Here is a 14421-nt window from a genome sequence, read left to right as displayed (position 1 = left end):
ATGGTCGCGCTTGAGGGCCGATCATCCCATGGGCGTTGCCTCGGGTTCCAGCGCAAGACCGATTCCAATCGGGTCAAGTTCGATGGCGCCGCATGCAATCTTCAAGAACGATCCCAATACGGCACTTCGCCGAAACACTCCAGGAAAAAGTCGATCACCGTACGGACCTTTACCGACAGGCGCCGGCTGCCGGGCCAGAGAATGGCGATCTGCTGGGGTTCGAGGCTGTTGGACGTTTCGTAATCCGCCAAGACCGGCACCAACGTGCCGTTGCGCACGGCTTCGCCGATCAGCCACGACGGAAACATCACCAGGCCAAGGCCTTGCTCGGCGGCCTGGGTCAAGGTGTCGGCGTGGTTGCCAGTGATCGGCCCCCTGACGCTATAGGGCGTCCAGGCTTGACCCGGCTTGCGGAAAAACCAACGTTGTTGACCGGCCACGCCTTTATAGGCAAGGCATTGGTGAGCGGCGAGGTCCTGAGGCTTACGCGGCGTGCCGTGGCGGGCCAGGTAGGCGGGGCTGGCGGCAATCTGGAAACGGTGCGGCGCGACAATCCGCGCCTGCATGCCGGAGTCATGCAGCGGGCCGATGCGAAAGAGCAGGTCGGCACCTTCCTGCAGTGGGTCGATGTAACTGTCGGTCTGTTGGATATCCAGTTGCAGCTTGCGATAGCGTTCGCACAATTGGCCCAGCCATGGCGTCAGGTGACGCTGGCCAAACACCACGGGAGCGTTGATCCGCACCAGGCCCGCGGGTTCGCTGTGCTGTTCTTGCAGGGCCTGTTCAGCTTCCTCCAATTGGACCAGCACCAGTCGCGCATGATGCCCAAGCAGGCGACCGGCTTCGGTGGGCGTGACCGCACGGGTATGGCGATACAGCAGCTGCTGGTTCAGCGCCTGTTCCATCAGCTGGATCTGCCGGGAAATCGATGAGGGGGTCAGTCCTTCGCGCCGCGCCACTTCCGAAAAACTGCCGTGATCGAGCACCGCGACGAACAATCGTAGCGCCTTGAAACCCAATTCGTTGAGGCCGTGCATGAGAAATGTCCGCTGTGCGTGTTGCGCAAAAGTGTTGTCGCAATGCTCCCATTTATCGCACAACGGTGCCAGCCGATAATAGCCGTCATCTCGTTTCCAGGCAGGTCATCCAATGCAATCAACATCCACCAACGGGGCCGCGTCCATGACCACGGCCACACGACCACCAGCGTTCCTGCGCTGGCTATTGCTGCCGCTGGTCATCCTCGCAGGCATGGGCTTGTCGGTAGAGGCCGGGCTGTTGGGACCGCTCGGTGCCCAGGTCGGTCATTTATGGGCAACGCTGAGCATTTTTGGCGTCGGCTCGGCGCTGTTGTTCCTGCTGTTGCTGTTCAGCGGTCCGCAACAAGGGCCGGCGCTGAACGAGCTTGCGCGCTGGCAACTGATCGGCGGCTTGTTGGGGCCGATCTATGTAGTTGTGCTGACACTGGCCACCCCGCATATCGGCGTCGCCATGACCATGATCGCGATTCTCTCCGGCCAAGTCGGCAAGAGCGTGCTGATTGACCATTTCGGTTGGTTCGGCGCGAGCCGAAAGCGGGTCAATGGCGAGCGCTGGCTGGCGTTGGCGTTGATTGTCGTGGCCCTTGTCCTGATTGCCCGAGGTTGATATGAGCGCATTCTTTTTATTGTTGTTGGTGGTCGCCGCCGGTGCGGTGTTGAGTGTGCAAGCGGCGGTCAATGGGCGCCTGGGCCAGACGGTGGGCGTGTTGCGCAGTAGCCTGCTGACCTTCGTCGTGGGCACCGTGGTCACGGGTCTGCTGATCGTCTTTTTCGAACCGGCTCATGCGGTCAGCCTGCTGGACGTGCCCAAATGGCAACTGGGCGGTGCATTGTTCGGCGTCGTCTACATGATTGTCATGGTCGGGGCCGTGCCGCGCATCGGTACGGCGGTGGCGACGGTGGCAGTCATCACCGGGCAACTGGGCATGGGCATGCTGATCGACAACTTTGGCTGGCTGGGCAACCCGGCCATCGAGCTGTCCGCCAGCCGCCTCTTGGCGATGGCCTGCCTGGCACTGGCGCTGGTGTTCATGTATCGCAGCAATACGCGGCGCACCTGAACGGTTCAGTCGGGTTCGACGTCCAGTTGCAGGCTGTCATCGGCCAAGCGCTCGGTACGTCGGACAATGCCGCTGACGCGTCGGCCTTCAGCGCTGAACACCACGATCTGGGCTTTTGCCAGGTCCTCCGGCAGCGGTGGGCGCACATGCAGGGCAAACCACGGCGGCTCACCGTCATCGAGGCGCTTGACGTCGAACTGACAGTCGACGCTTTTGGTCTCGCGGCCGAACAGCGTATCGAGACCGTAATCAAGGTGGTTGCTGGCGGTTGGCATCGGCAATCTCCCGAGTTGAGTGTCTGGCTCTAATCAAGTGAGTCCTCCAGCGGCGGAAAAATTCCGTTGGATGGCCGGCGATCGATCGCGACGCGGGCGGTGAACGGTTGGCGTTGCTGTTAGAATCGCCCACCTTGACTTACGAGAGGTATGCCCATGAGCGAGCCGATTCGCCTGACTCAGTACAGCCACGGTGCCGGTTGCGGCTGCAAGATCTCGCCTCAGGTCCTGGAGGTGATTCTGGCCGGCAGCGGTGCGCAGAACCTTGACCCGCAGCTATGGGTCGGCAACGCCTCCCGTGACGATGCGGCGGTCTATGCCATCGACGAGGAGCGCGGCGTGGTCTCGACGACCGACTTCTTCATGCCCATCGTCGACGATCCGTTCGACTTCGGTCGCATCGCCGCCACCAATGCCATCAGCGACATCTATGCCATGGGCGGTGATCCGCTGATGGCCATCGCCATTCTCGGTTGGCCGGTCAATGTCCTGGCCCCGGAAATCGCCAGGGAGGTGATTCGTGGCGGTCGGTCGGTGTGTGACGAGGCGGGCATTCCCTTGGCCGGTGGACATTCGATTGACGCGCCGGAGCCGATGTTCGGCCTGGCGGTCACTGGCCTGGTGCAAAAGCGCCACATGAAACGCAACGATACCGCCACCGCCGGTTGCCTGCTGTACCTGACCAAACCCTTGGGCATCGGCATCCTCACGACCGCGGAAAAGAAAGGCAAGTTGCGCGCTGCCGACATTGGCCTGGCCCGGGACTGGATGTGCACCCTCAACAAACCCGGCAGCCGTTTCGGCAAGCTCGACGGCGTGACGGCGATGACCGATGTCACCGGTTTCGGCTTGCTCGGGCATTTGGTGGAAATGGCTGACGGCAGCCAGCTCACCGCCCGCATTCGCTATGACGCGGTGCCGCGCTTGCCGGGCGTTGAGTATTATCTCGATCAGGGCTGCGTGCCGGGCGGCACGCTGCGCAACTACGACAGCTACGCCAGCAAGGTCGGACGTGTCCAGGAACTGCACAAGCGCGTGCTGTGCGACCCGCAGACCAGTGGCGGCCTGCTGGTCGCCGTCACTCCCGAGGGCAACGAACAGTTCCTCGCGGTTGCCGCCGAACTGGGCCTTGCGCTGGCGCCGATCGGTGAGCTGGTCGAGCGACAGAGCTACGCGGTCGAGGTGTCTTGATGCCCAACGACATTACCGATTACCGCGACATCTTTCTCAACGATCGTCCGATGATGGACACCCGCGCGCCCATCGAATTTCACAAGGGCGCGTTCCCCGGCGTGATCAATCTGCCCTTGATGACCGACATCGAGCGGCAACGCGTCGGCACCTGTTACAAACAGCAGGGCCAACAGGCCGCTATTGTCTTGGGCCACCAATTGGTATCCGGTGAAACCAAGGCCCAGCGCATCCAGGCCTGGGCAGATTTCGCCCGGTCCCATCCCGATGGAGTGTTGTATTGCTTCCGTGGAGGCTTGCGTTCGCAAATCGTCCAGCAATGGCTCAAGGACGAGGCGGGCATCGACTATCCCAGGGTCGGCGGCGGCTACAAGGCCATGCGCACATTCCTGCTTGAAACTGTCGAGCAGGCCGCTGCCCAGTGCGACCTGGTCCTGCTGGGCGGCATGACCGGCACCGGCAAGACCGAAGTGCTGGCCCGACTGGACAATGCCCTTGACCTGGAAGGCTATGCCAATCATCGCGGTTCAAGTTTCGGCAAGCGCGCCACCGGACAGCCATCCAACATCGATTTCGAGAACCTGTTGGCGGTGGATGTGCTGAAAAAGCGTGCCGCCGGCATCGAACAATTCGTATTGGAAGATGAAAGCCGCATGGTGGGTAGTTGTGCCGTCCCATTACCTTTGTACCAGCGCATGCAGCAAGTGCCGATGGTTTGGCTTGAAGACAGCCTGGAGCGGCGGGTCGAGCGGATCCTGCGCGACTACGTGGTCAACCTGTGCGCCGAATTTATCGATGTGCATGGCGATGAAGGGTTCTCGCTGTTTGCCGAACGGCTGCTCGCGAGCCTGGACAATATTCACACGCGCCTGGGTGGCGATCGTCACCGGCGATTGATGGACATCATGGAAGCAGCCCTGGCCGAGCAGGCCAGTACCGGCGCCGTCGACTTGCATCGCGGCTGGATCGAAGGCCTGCTGCGTGAGTATTACGACCCGATGTATGTGTTCCAGCGGGAGAAGAAGGGCGGGCGAATCGAATTTGCCGGAGAGCACGCGGCGGTACTGGCGTATTTGCACGAGCGCGCTGCTCGGCAAGGGTGAACTCGACGCTCATCATCCCCGCCGAGCCGAAGCAGGCGCTGGCGGGCTCGTTCCCACGGGTGCTTTGCCCCTGGAAGCGGCCATCAGGTCAGGTCGGGCAAGTCTCTCGCCCGTTGTCCAGCCCTTGCTTGTAGCTTTGGCTGGTGAGGCTGGCCTTGCCGTTGTGCCAGGTCAGGGTCAGCACATACAGCGAATCGAAATCACTCGATGCCCAGTCATCGGTGATTGTCTGGCGCTTGCCCATCGCTTCACCCGCGACCTTATTGATCAGTTCCGGCAGGTAGCCGTGGGACCAGGCGGTATAGATGGTGGAGTTGTGGTACTTGTCATGCAGCAGCTCGTCAGCCAGGTCGCTGGTGTCGTTGGCCGAATATTCGATGTTCACCGGCAACCCGAGCTTGATGGCGCTGGGGCTGATGGTCATCAGCGGGCGAATATAGCTGTAGGAATTATCCAGCTCACCCTCTTCGACGTTTCGAGTCGGGTTGGCCGCGAACACATAGTCGGCCTTGCCGAATTTTTCCGGCAGCAGGGTCGCCAGGTCGATGGCCCGGTTCAGCCCCTGGCAATTGAGCTGGCCGAGCCCGCCGGCGGGTTTTTCGGCATGACGCAGGAACACCAGGGTCTGGATGCCGTCTGCGGGCTGGGCGCGGCTCACGCTGGACTCCAGCGACAGCACCAGGCCACAGGCCACAAGCAACGTCGGCAGCATCAGCCACGAACGGCGTTTGAGGTAACCGGTGAATCTCTGTGGGGTCATCATGGAATAGTGTCTTCGGTCTTCTCGATTCAGGCTGACAAACCTCGGCACCGCGAAGCTTGTGGCTCGGGTGTTTTCCATGTCGTTACGCCGCTTCGATTCCTCGGGGCATTTCTCTGAGTCCCTTTCTGCCCTTTGGTTCGACCCTGGCCGGCGCCATGCACTGTAGCGGCGTCCTTCCGGCAGGTGGGGCGAATGTTAGCGACAGGATGTTGCGGTTTTAAGAACAGGCAGTCCGGTCCCTTTCAGGGGACCATGATTGAGGCACCAAAACCCCACCAGCTGATTTATGCTCCAGTTTTCTGGCTGACACTTGGAATCCACCTCATGCCCGACCTGACCCCGTTTCCCATCACCCAAAAATGGCCCGCCCAGTACCCGGAGTGGATCCAGCTCTACTCGCTGCCGACCCCCAACGGGGTGAAGGTCTCGATCATGCTGGAAGAGACCGGCCTGCCCTACGAGCCGCACAAGGTCGACTTTGCCAGCAACGACCAGCTGTCCCCCGAATTCCTGTCGTTGAACCCCAACAACAAGATCCCGGCCATCCTCGACCCACATGGGCCAGGGGATCAGCCGCTGGCGTTGTTCGAGTCAGGAGCGATCCTGGTTTACCTCGCTGACAAGAGCGGCCAACTGCTGGCCCAGGAGTCGGCGGCGCGCTACGAGACGATTCAGTGGCTGATGTTTCAGATGGGCGGTATCGGTCCGATGTTCGGCCAGTTGGGTTTCTTCAACAAATTCGCCGGCAAGGACTACGAAGATAAGCGTCCCCGTGATCGTTACGTCGAGGAAAGCAAGCGCCTGCTCAAGGTGCTCGACGGGCGCCTGCAAGGGCGGGATTGGATCATGGGCGAGCGTTACACCATCGCCGATATCGCGACATTCCCATGGGTGCGCAACCTGATCGGCTTTTACGAGGCCGGTGATCTGGTGGGCATCCACGATTTCCCCAACGTGACTCGGGTGTTGCAGCGGTTCCTGGCGCGCCCGGCGGTGGCGCGCGGCTTGAAGATTCCGGAGTGATGCCGCCGATGACCCGCCGATTCGATTTCAAGCAGTTGGACGTCTTCAGCGAGACGCCGCTCAAGGGCAATCCGCTGGCGGTGGTACTGGGGGCCGACGGCCTCACCGATGAGCGCATGAGCGCCTTCGCCAACTGGACAAACCTCAGCGAGACCACGTTCCTGCTGGCGCCCCGGCACCCGGAAGCCGATTACCGGGTGCGTATATTCACTACCGCGACCGAGTTGCCATTCGCTGGACATCCGACCCTTGGCAGCTGCCATGCATGGCTGGAGGCCGGAGGGGTTCCGAAAGGGCAGGAGATCGTGCAGGAGTGTGGCGTTGGGCTGGTGAGAATCCGCCGCAGCGATTACGGGCTGGCGTTCCTGGCGCCGCCCTTGGTCAAGTCCGGCCCGCTGGAAGCCGGATTGGCGGAACGGGTGCGCAACGGGCTTGGCCTGGCGGCCGAGGCGATTGTCGCCGCGCAATGGGTCGATAACGGCGCCGGCTGGCTGGCCTTGATGCTCAAGGACCGCCAGCAAGTCTTGGCATTGAAACCCGATTATCATCAATTGCTGGATTTGGCCGTGGGGGTGATCGCGCCTTGGAACCCTGCCGTGGATGGCCATGCCGCGCAGTTCGAAGTGCGCGGTTTCATTGCCGGTGACGGAATGCCGGAGGATCCAGCGACGGGCAGCCTGAACGCCGGGCTCGCCCAATGGATGCTGGGCGAGGGTTTGGCGCCGTCCTCCTATGTGGTCAGCCAGGGGCTGACCATGGGCCGGGCCGGGCGGATTAATGTCGAGCAGATTGGCGATGAAGTCTGGATTGGTGGCGCGGTGGTGACGTGCATCAATGGCTCGCTGACGTTGTAAGCGGATTATTGCGGCGCGGGTAATACTCTGTTCTGTTGTCGGCGTTTGTGCCCTGCCGGGTCAGGGCATAAGCTTTGCCTCGCGAACAATCGTCTACCCAGGAGTCCCATGTCCAGCCAGTTCCCCGAAGCGCGTCCACGCCGTCTGCGCCGCAACGCCAGCTTGCGCAGCTTGTTCCAGGAAACCGAGTTCACCTTGAACGACCTGGTGCTGCCTATATTTGTCGAAGAAGAAATCAGTGACTTCGTGCCGATCAAGAGCATGCCGGGCGTGGTGCGCATTCCTGAATCCAAGCTGGCCGGTGAGATTGAGCGGTACGCCCGCGCTGGCATCAAGTCGGTGATGACGTTTGGCGTTTCCCATCACTTGGACAGCGACGGTAGCGACACGTGGAGCGAGCGTGGCCTGGTCTCGCGCATGGCCGGAATCTGCAAGGATGCCGTGCCGGAAATGGTCGTGATGTCCGATACCTGCTTCTGTGAATACACTGATCATGGTCACTGCGGCGTCCTGCACGGCCACGAAGTGGATAACGATCGGACCCTGGTCAACCTCGGCAAGCAAGCCGTGGCGGCTGCACGCGCGGGTGCCGATGTCATTGCGCCGTCGGCGGCCATGGACGGGCAAGTCCAGGCCATCCGCAAGGCTTTGGATGACGCGGGTTTCAGCCAGACGGCAATCATGGCCTACTCGACCAAATTCGCCTCGGCATTGTACGGCCCGTTTCGCGAAGCAGGCGGCAGCGCCTTGAAAGGCGACCGCAAAAGTTATCAGATGAACCCGATGAACCGTCGCGAGGCGCTGCGCGAGTCATTGCTTGATGAGCAAGAGGGCGCCGACGCACTGATGGTCAAGCCGGCCGGTGCCTACCTCGATATCATCCGCGACATTCGCCAGGCTTCGAACCTGCCGTTGTCTGCTTACCAGGTCAGCGGCGAATACGCGATGATCAAGTTCGCCGCCCAGGCTGGCGCCATCGACGAGGCCCGCGTGGTACGGGAAAGCCTTGGCGCGATCAAGCGTGCCGGAGCAGACCTGATTTTTACCTATTTTGCGATGGACCTGGCGTTGAGCGGGATCTGACCGACACCGCGTCCCATTGGATTTCTGCTGGCTTTTGATCGTATGGTTGCTCCCGAACACTGGATCTGACGGAGCACCATGCAATTCACTCGATTGATGATCAGTCTCACCGCACTGCTGGTACTGGCTGGCTGCGGCAGCCGGCAGGTCCAGGAGCCTGAGCGCCAGCCAGCCGAAGTCAAGGCGCAGATCGTTCGGCTATTGCCGGCCAAGACCGTTGATCGGGAAGGCTGGGCCACGGACATCTATGTGGCGTTTTCGGCACAGCAGATCCCGGCCACGACGCAAAATATCTGTTCGGTGCTTGCCGTGACCGAACAGGAATCAACCTTCCAGGCCGACCCGGCAGTGCCGGGACTGGGCAAGATTGCCCGTCAGGAAATCGACCGTCGCGCGGCGAAAGTACACATTCCTGGCCTGCTGGTCAGCGGCGCGCTCCAGGTGCGCTCGCCTAATGGAAAAAGCTACAGCGATCGACTCAATGCGGCGCGAAGCGAGAAAGAACTCAGCGCGATTTTTGACGACTTCATCAGCATGGTGCCGCTGGGCAAGACGCTGTTCGACGGCTTCAATCCGGTTCACACGGGCGGGCCGATGCAAGTCAGCATTGCGTTCGCCCAGGCCAACGCGCGCGATTATCCCTATACGGTGGATGGCTCGATTCGTCGCGAAGTGTTCAGTCGTCGCGGCGGGATGTATTTCGGTATCGCGCATTTATTGGGGTATCCCGTCAGCTACACCGAGCCGTTGTACCGCTTCGCTGATTTCAACGCCGGGTGGTACGCCAGCCGCAACGCGGCTTTCCAGCACGCCGTGAGTCGCGCTTCGGGCATTTCCTTGGCCTTGGACGGTGATTTGATCCTCCCCGATTCGATCATGCCCGGCAGTACGGAGCTGGCGGTGCGCACGTTGGGCAAGTCGTTGGGGATGCGCAACCCGACCATTCGTAATCAATTGGAGTTGGGTGACAGCCTGGCGTTCGAGGACAGCAAACTCTACAAGGGGGTGTTCGAATTGGCGGAAAAGGCTGAGGGCAAGCCGCTGCCCAGGGCGATATTGCCGGGCATTGTGCTCAAGAGCCCGAAGATTACGCGCAAGCTGACCACCGCCTGGTTTGCCAAACGAGTGGACGAACGTTACCAGCGGTGCATGGCGCGGTCTGCGGGTCGCTAACAGGATGCGTACGAAAAAGCCCGGCGGATAAGGCCCAATGCGGTTCATCTAAGAAGAATGACGACCCGTGGCGAGGGAGCTTGCTCCCGCTCGGCTGCGAAGCAGTCGTAAACCGGCGGATGCGGGGTGTCTGATGTTCCGCATTGGGCAGGTTTTAGGGCCGCTTCGCGGCCCAGCGGGAGCAAGCTCCCTCGCCACGGATTGTGTTGAGAACAACATCTGAGATTTCCTGGCGACTCATGCGTGGTTCTGAGCCAGACGGTCGGAGCCACCTTCGGCAACACGGTTTTCGATCAGGCGATCGGAGCCACCTTCAGCGACGCGGCGTTCCAGCAGACGATCGGAGCCACCTTCGGCAACACGGTTTTCGATCAGGCGGTCGGAGCCACCTTCAGCGATGCGGCGTTCCAGCAGGCGATCGGCACCGCCTTCGGCAACACGATTTTCGATCAGGCGGTCGGAGCCACCTTCGGCAACGATCGGGTGGGAGGAGGCGGCGAATACGTTGGCTGCCAGAACCGAGAAAGCGACGCTGAGAATGATTTGGCGTTTCATGGTGGTGTGCTCCGGGGTTGCAGTTATTGGGTGTGGGCTCATTGTTGCGCCGGGCACTGATCGTGAGAACTTCATTGACGTGATGGTGAACATCGACGGCGCTGATAGCTGGTTGGTTGGTTGGTTGTCGGTCAGGTTGATGGAACACGGATAGGCAAGCGGGGCTCTACCGGCAGAACCCCTTCGCAGGAGGCAAACGACATGTATCAGTTATTCGGCCACAGCCAGTCCGGTTCCTCGGCCGTGGAGATTGCCCTGGCTTTGTGTGGCGTGCCTTACCGCCGGGTGGACACCTATTCGACCGAGGACGACGAGGCGGCAAAAGAGCTCGAGGCATTAAATCCCCAGAAGCAGGTCCCGACCCTGCAACTGGCGGACGGCTCGGTGCTGACCGAGGCGGCAGCGATTCTGATTCACCTGGGCTTGTCCTTTCCAGAATCGAAACTGCTCCCGGAAGACCCGGTCCGTCGCGCGCAAGTCATCCGTGGCCTGGTGTATATCGCCGCCAATTGCTACACGCCCATCGGCATCATCGATTTTCCGCAACGCTGGTTGCCTGACGGCGACGAGGCTACCCAAGAGCGGCTGGTGGCGGGCACGAAACAACGCTTGTATCGCAATTGGGCGCTGTTTGCCGACCAGTTCCCGGCGACCCCTTTCCTTTGTGGGGCCGAGCCCGGGGCGCTGGATATCCTGGCGGCGGTGATCACCAAGTGGGTCGACACGCGCGAAGCGATGCTCAGCGCTCGTCCTGAGTTCTATGGCTTGCTGGAGCGCATCGACCACCATCCGCGGATCGCACCAGTGCTGTCATTGCATTGGCCGCAGTGATCAAGGGCATGCGTTACCAGAAGCGGCTTGCCTGACAAGGGCGACGAATTGCCGGACGTTGTTCTGGTGGCCCTTCACCAAGTCGTCAATACTGCCCGTCGCCGGTGTCTGCAGGCTGCTGCGGCAGGTGAGGGTACGGACGTCGTCGTCAAGGTTGCGCAAACGCCATTGCACGTCCATGCGGGCATAGCGCCCGGGGATCGAGTCGAAGCGTTGTACGTCTACCCGCAACAGCCGCTTCGGCGCCCCGGGGTTGCTCAGTTGTTCGTCAAGGCTGCTGCGAAGCTCATCTGCCAGGCTGGAACCCCACCATTCGGTTTCGAGGATGGCCAACCCGCTGTCGCCTTGGCGGATGACCATTTGGGTGCGATCCACCTGAGGAGGAACGCTGACGTGCTCGATCTGGATGTCCTCGCTGGCGTGGGCCAGGCCACCCGGTTGGACCGGGCTCAGGGTGTGATAGTGAATAGGGTCGCTGCGGCAGGCACCGAGCAGCAACGCCAAGGCAATCAACGAGCATTTCAGCGTCAGCGGCATCAAGCGTGCTCCTGTGATCATTCTTTCACCGGAAAGGTTAGATTCTGCGCCGGAGCGTCTTTCGGACGACCGCGCAGCAGCGATTCAGGGTGACGGCTCAGGTAGTCGGACAGCTCGCGCAGCGATCGTGACATCCGGCCCAAGTCGTCGAGGGTCTCGGTCAACTGTTCACGCTGGGGGGAGTCCTCCGCCAGGGTCGAGTTGGCCGATTGCAAGGTCTTGCTCACGTCCTGCAAGGTGTTTTGCACGCCCGGAAGGGTCTTGTTGTTGAATTGCGACAAACCTTTGCGCAGCTCCACGAGGTTACCGTCCAGGTTGCTGGCGATGCTTTCCAGCGGCAGCTTGTTGATTCGCTCGACCACCGTCTGGAGTTGTTCCTGCAACTGCTGGAGACTGCCGGGAATGGTCGGGATCCGGAGCGGCCGGGCGGAGGAGTCGAAGGCGACTTTTTCAGCCTTGGGGTAAAAATCCAGCGAAATGTACAACTGCCCGGTCAGCAGGTTGCCGCTGCGAGCCTGGGCGCGCAGGCCCCGTTCAACGAAACTGCCGACCAGGCGGGCAGCGGCGGCTTCGTCTTCCGGATCGTGGTTGAGCGACTTGAGCAGTTTTTCATGGGCCTTGCCGAGCAATTGTGGGTAGATCACGATTCCCACGTTGACGGGGAACGTGCGCTGTTTCTCGTCGAAGTCCAGGTTCATGGCGACCACCCGGCCAATCTCGATCCCAAGGAACTCCACCGGTGCGCCGACGCGCAAGCCACGCAAGGCCTGGTCAAAGCGCAGGGCCAGGTATTGCGCCTTGCCACTGGGTGGCGCCAGGGCGCTCTCCTGGTCGGCGAACAGCTCGAAGTTCTTGTTTTCGGCAGCGGGTATATCGTTGGGGCTGTATTCCGGCGCCCGGAAGGCAATGCCGCCAACCAGCAAGGCGGAAAGGGACTCGGTCTTGACCGCGAAACCATTGGCGCCGACGTTGACGTCCACGCCGCTGACGTTCCAGAACCGGGTGTTCTCGGTGACGTAGGTATCGTTTGGCGCGTTGATGAACACTTCGATGTTGACGCCTTTGCCATCGGCGTCGAGTGCGTAGGACACCACTTGGCCCACTGGAATCTTGCGCAGGTACACCGGCGAGCCGATGTCCAGCGAGCCGAGGTCCTGGGAGTGCAGGGTAAAGCGCTTGCCCGGTTCGCCGTAGGTGATCGGCGGCGGCGCCTCCAGGCCGGTGAAGGCTTTGGCGCGCACCTTCGAATGCCCGGCGTCGGCACCGATGAAATCCCCCGAGAGCAAGGTGTCGATCCCGGAAATCCCGCCCGCGCCGATGCGCGGCCTCACCACCCAGAACACCGAGTCTTCATGAGTAAAGGTGTCGGCAGTCTTGGCCAGCTTGACCGTGGCGGTGACGTTCTTCTGATCATTGCTCAGTTGCACGTCGGTAACCTGGCCAATCACCACGTTGCGGTATTTGACCGGGGTCTTGTTGGCGGTCAGGCCTTCGCCTGTCTTGAAGGTGATGGTGATGGTCGGCCCTTCCTGCAGCCAGTTGTGAACCACCAGGGACACGCCCACCAGTACCGCGATGATCGGCACGATCCACACCAGCGAGACCGACCAACGACGGGTGGTGACATGGGCACGGCCCGGTGCGGGCTGTCCGTCAGTGGCTTGCGACTTCATCCATGAGCTCCTCGGAGGGTTGGGTATCCCAGATCAGCCGTGGGTCGAAACTCATGGCCGACAGCATGGTAAACAGCACCACGAGGCCGAAGAACAGAATCCCCGGTCGTGGTTCGATGTCGCTCAGGGCCTGGAATTTGACCAGCGCCGCCACCAGGGCCACGACCAGCACGTCAAGCATCGACCAGTAGCCGATGACTTCGACCAGCCGGTACAACTTGGCACGCTGCACCTGCGCCCAGGTACTGCGCCGTTGCACGGTCACCAGCAGCAACGTCAGCACGACGAACTTGATGCCCGGCACCGCAATGCTGGCGATGAAGATGATCAGCGCGATGTCCCAGGCACCACTGTGCCAGAACTCGAGGACACCGCTGATGATCGTGCTGTCCGCGCCGTCACCGAGCATTTGGGTATTCATGACCGGGAGCAGGTTGGCCGGGATGTAGAACACCAGCGCCGCGAGCATGTAGGCCCAGGTGCGGGTGAGGGTATCGGGTTTGCGCCGGTGCAGGGCGGCATCGCAGCGCGGGCAGGTCTCGGGTTCGTCCGTCATGTCGCAGGCCAGGCCACAGCTATGGCACAGGCACAGGTTCAAATCCCTGGCTCGGGGCGGGTTCTCTCGCAGTGTAGCGTTCACTGGCTGTCCCAAAGGTCGCGGATATCACGACCGGCAATACGGATCATCAGCAGGCTCAAGGCGGCGAGGGCGAACAGGCCGATGCCCGGCAGCACGTCGAGCAACCCGGCAAGCTTGATGACCGCTACCAGCGCACCCAGCAGGCACACCTCCAGCATGCTCCACGGTCGCAGGGTTTCCAGGCTGCGCATGCACAGGTTGAAGGCCGGTGCCCGTCGATTGGCATGGGCGTAGCCCAATACCCATAGCAAAAGCGCAAGTTGGAGGGCGGGAGCAATGATGATCGCGACCGCAGCCACCAGGGCGATGAAGGTGATGGGGCCCTGGCTCAGGGCCAAGACGGAATCCCACAACGTAGCGCTGTTGCTCAGGCCCTGGAGCCGGATGCTCATCACCGGATACACGTTGGCGAAGGCCCACAGCACCGCCGCAGTGATGCTCAAGGCCAGGCGCTGTTCGATGGTCAGGCCGTTGTAGCGCTGGATCACCGCGTGGCATTGCACGCACGTGGCTTTTTGATGCGGGACCAGCGCAACAGGCTCGTACACCGCATCGCAATGCTCACAAATGATCAGTCGGTCGGTAACGGCCATGGGGATGCTCGGCAGGGACAACTCCT

17 protein-coding genes are annotated in these 14421 nt (G+C 61.5%); 9 read left to right on the top strand and 8 right to left on the bottom strand.

Annotated features, from left to right (window positions below; genetic code table 11):
- Positions 1 to 101: 101 nt before the first annotated feature.
- The gene (locus tag HU806_RS02340; protein ID WP_186609712.1) at positions 102 to 1037 is read right to left on the bottom strand and encodes a LysR family transcriptional regulator; all 936 of its coding nucleotides are present in this window, start codon (positions 1035 to 1037) and stop codon (positions 102 to 104) included.
- Positions 1038 to 1182: 145 nt separating this feature from the next.
- Between HU806_RS02340 and HU806_RS02335 the strand changes: the two genes are divergently transcribed.
- Both HU806_RS02335 and HU806_RS02330 read left to right on the top strand, forming a co-directional pair.
- Positions 1183 to 1647 carry a DMT family transporter gene (locus tag HU806_RS02335; protein WP_186609711.1) on the top strand — a complete coding sequence of 155 codons (465 nt, stop codon included), beginning with the start codon at positions 1183 to 1185 and terminating at the stop codon, positions 1645 to 1647.
- Position 1648: 1 nt separating this feature from the next.
- Positions 1649 to 2101, top strand: coding sequence for a DMT family transporter (locus HU806_RS02330; RefSeq protein ID WP_186609710.1), 453 nt, complete (start codon positions 1649 to 1651; stop codon positions 2099 to 2101).
- A 5-nt stretch (positions 2102 to 2106) separates the two neighbouring features.
- Here HU806_RS02330 and HU806_RS02325 read toward each other — a convergent pair whose 3' ends face one another.
- Positions 2107 to 2376, bottom strand: a complete 270-nt coding sequence (locus HU806_RS02325) for a hypothetical protein (RefSeq protein ID WP_186609709.1) — start codon at positions 2374 to 2376, stop codon at positions 2107 to 2109.
- Between the two features lie 156 nt (positions 2377 to 2532).
- On the opposite strand from HU806_RS02325, the gene selD reads away from it, so the two are divergent.
- Positions 2533 to 3567 (top strand): selenide, water dikinase SelD, encoded by a 1035-nt coding sequence (selD, locus tag HU806_RS02320; RefSeq protein ID WP_186609708.1) that lies wholly within the window; start codon positions 2533 to 2535, stop codon positions 3565 to 3567.
- Entirely contained in the window at positions 3567 to 4670 is a 1104-nt protein-coding gene (mnmH, locus tag HU806_RS02315) for a tRNA 2-selenouridine(34) synthase MnmH (protein ID WP_186609707.1), read from the top strand. Before selD ends, mnmH begins: the two co-directional genes overlap by 1 nt.
- Before the next feature lie 88 nt (positions 4671 to 4758).
- Here mnmH and HU806_RS02310 read toward each other — a convergent pair whose 3' ends face one another.
- On the bottom strand, positions 4759 to 5433 hold the full coding sequence (locus HU806_RS02310; protein ID WP_186609706.1) for a histidine phosphatase family protein: 675 nt from the start codon (positions 5431 to 5433) through the stop codon (positions 4759 to 4761).
- Between the two features lie 324 nt (positions 5434 to 5757).
- On the opposite strand from HU806_RS02310, the gene HU806_RS02305 reads away from it, so the two are divergent.
- The 4 genes from HU806_RS02305 to HU806_RS02290 all read left to right on the top strand — a co-directional run bounded on the left by HU806_RS02305 (position 5758) and on the right by HU806_RS02290 (position 9566).
- The gene (locus tag HU806_RS02305) at positions 5758 to 6456 is read left to right on the top strand and encodes a glutathione binding-like protein (protein ID WP_186609705.1); all 699 of its coding nucleotides are present in this window, start codon (positions 5758 to 5760) and stop codon (positions 6454 to 6456) included.
- An 8-nt stretch (positions 6457 to 6464) separates the two neighbouring features.
- A complete protein-coding gene (locus tag HU806_RS02300; protein WP_186609704.1) occupies positions 6465 to 7310 on the top strand; it encodes a PhzF family protein in 846 nt (281 codons plus the stop codon).
- 108 nt (positions 7311 to 7418) lie between these two features.
- Positions 7419 to 8393 (top strand): porphobilinogen synthase, encoded by a 975-nt coding sequence (hemB, locus tag HU806_RS02295; protein WP_186609703.1) that lies wholly within the window; start codon positions 7419 to 7421, stop codon positions 8391 to 8393.
- Between the two features lie 78 nt (positions 8394 to 8471).
- Positions 8472 to 9566 (top strand): DUF1615 domain-containing protein, encoded by a 1095-nt coding sequence (locus HU806_RS02290; protein ID WP_186609702.1) that lies wholly within the window; start codon positions 8472 to 8474, stop codon positions 9564 to 9566.
- 237 nt (positions 9567 to 9803) lie between these two features.
- Here HU806_RS02290 and HU806_RS02285 read toward each other — a convergent pair whose 3' ends face one another.
- Positions 9804 to 10121 (bottom strand): hypothetical protein, encoded by a 318-nt coding sequence (locus HU806_RS02285; protein ID WP_186609701.1) that lies wholly within the window; start codon positions 10119 to 10121, stop codon positions 9804 to 9806.
- Positions 10122 to 10322: 201 nt separating this feature from the next.
- Here HU806_RS02285 and HU806_RS02280 point away from each other — a divergent pair, with 201 nt between their 5' ends.
- Positions 10323 to 10952: a glutathione S-transferase family protein gene (locus tag HU806_RS02280; RefSeq protein WP_186609700.1), complete on the top strand. Its 630-nt coding sequence runs from the start codon at positions 10323 to 10325 to the stop codon at positions 10950 to 10952.
- Here HU806_RS02280 and HU806_RS02275 read toward each other — a convergent pair whose 3' ends face one another.
- Genes HU806_RS02275 through HU806_RS02260 form a run of 4 tightly spaced genes read right to left on the bottom strand, consistent with a single transcriptional unit; the run spans position 10953 to position 14395 of the window.
- Positions 10953 to 11489 (bottom strand): PqiC family protein, encoded by a 537-nt coding sequence (locus HU806_RS02275; RefSeq protein WP_186609699.1) that lies wholly within the window; start codon positions 11487 to 11489, stop codon positions 10953 to 10955.
- A gap of 17 nt (positions 11490 to 11506) precedes the next feature.
- Positions 11507 to 13162 carry a PqiB family protein gene (locus HU806_RS02270; protein ID WP_186609698.1) on the bottom strand — a complete coding sequence of 552 codons (1656 nt, stop codon included), beginning with the start codon at positions 13160 to 13162 and terminating at the stop codon, positions 11507 to 11509.
- Positions 13143 to 13814 carry a paraquat-inducible protein A gene (locus tag HU806_RS02265; protein ID WP_186609697.1) on the bottom strand — a complete coding sequence of 224 codons (672 nt, stop codon included), beginning with the start codon at positions 13812 to 13814 and terminating at the stop codon, positions 13143 to 13145. Before HU806_RS02265 ends, HU806_RS02270 begins: the two co-directional genes overlap by 20 nt.
- The gene (locus HU806_RS02260) at positions 13799 to 14395 is read right to left on the bottom strand and encodes a paraquat-inducible protein A (protein ID WP_186609696.1); all 597 of its coding nucleotides are present in this window, start codon (positions 14393 to 14395) and stop codon (positions 13799 to 13801) included. Before HU806_RS02260 ends, HU806_RS02265 begins: the two co-directional genes overlap by 16 nt.
- Positions 14396 to 14421 lie beyond the last annotated feature (26 nt).

The organism is Pseudomonas sp. SWRI154 (genome assembly GCF_014268645.1).
GTDB lineage: Bacteria > Pseudomonadota > Gammaproteobacteria > Pseudomonadales > Pseudomonadaceae > Aquipseudomonas > Aquipseudomonas marvdashtae.
The sequence above is the reverse complement of the archived record's forward strand: the minus strand, read 5'-3'. Positions and strand labels throughout refer to the sequence as shown.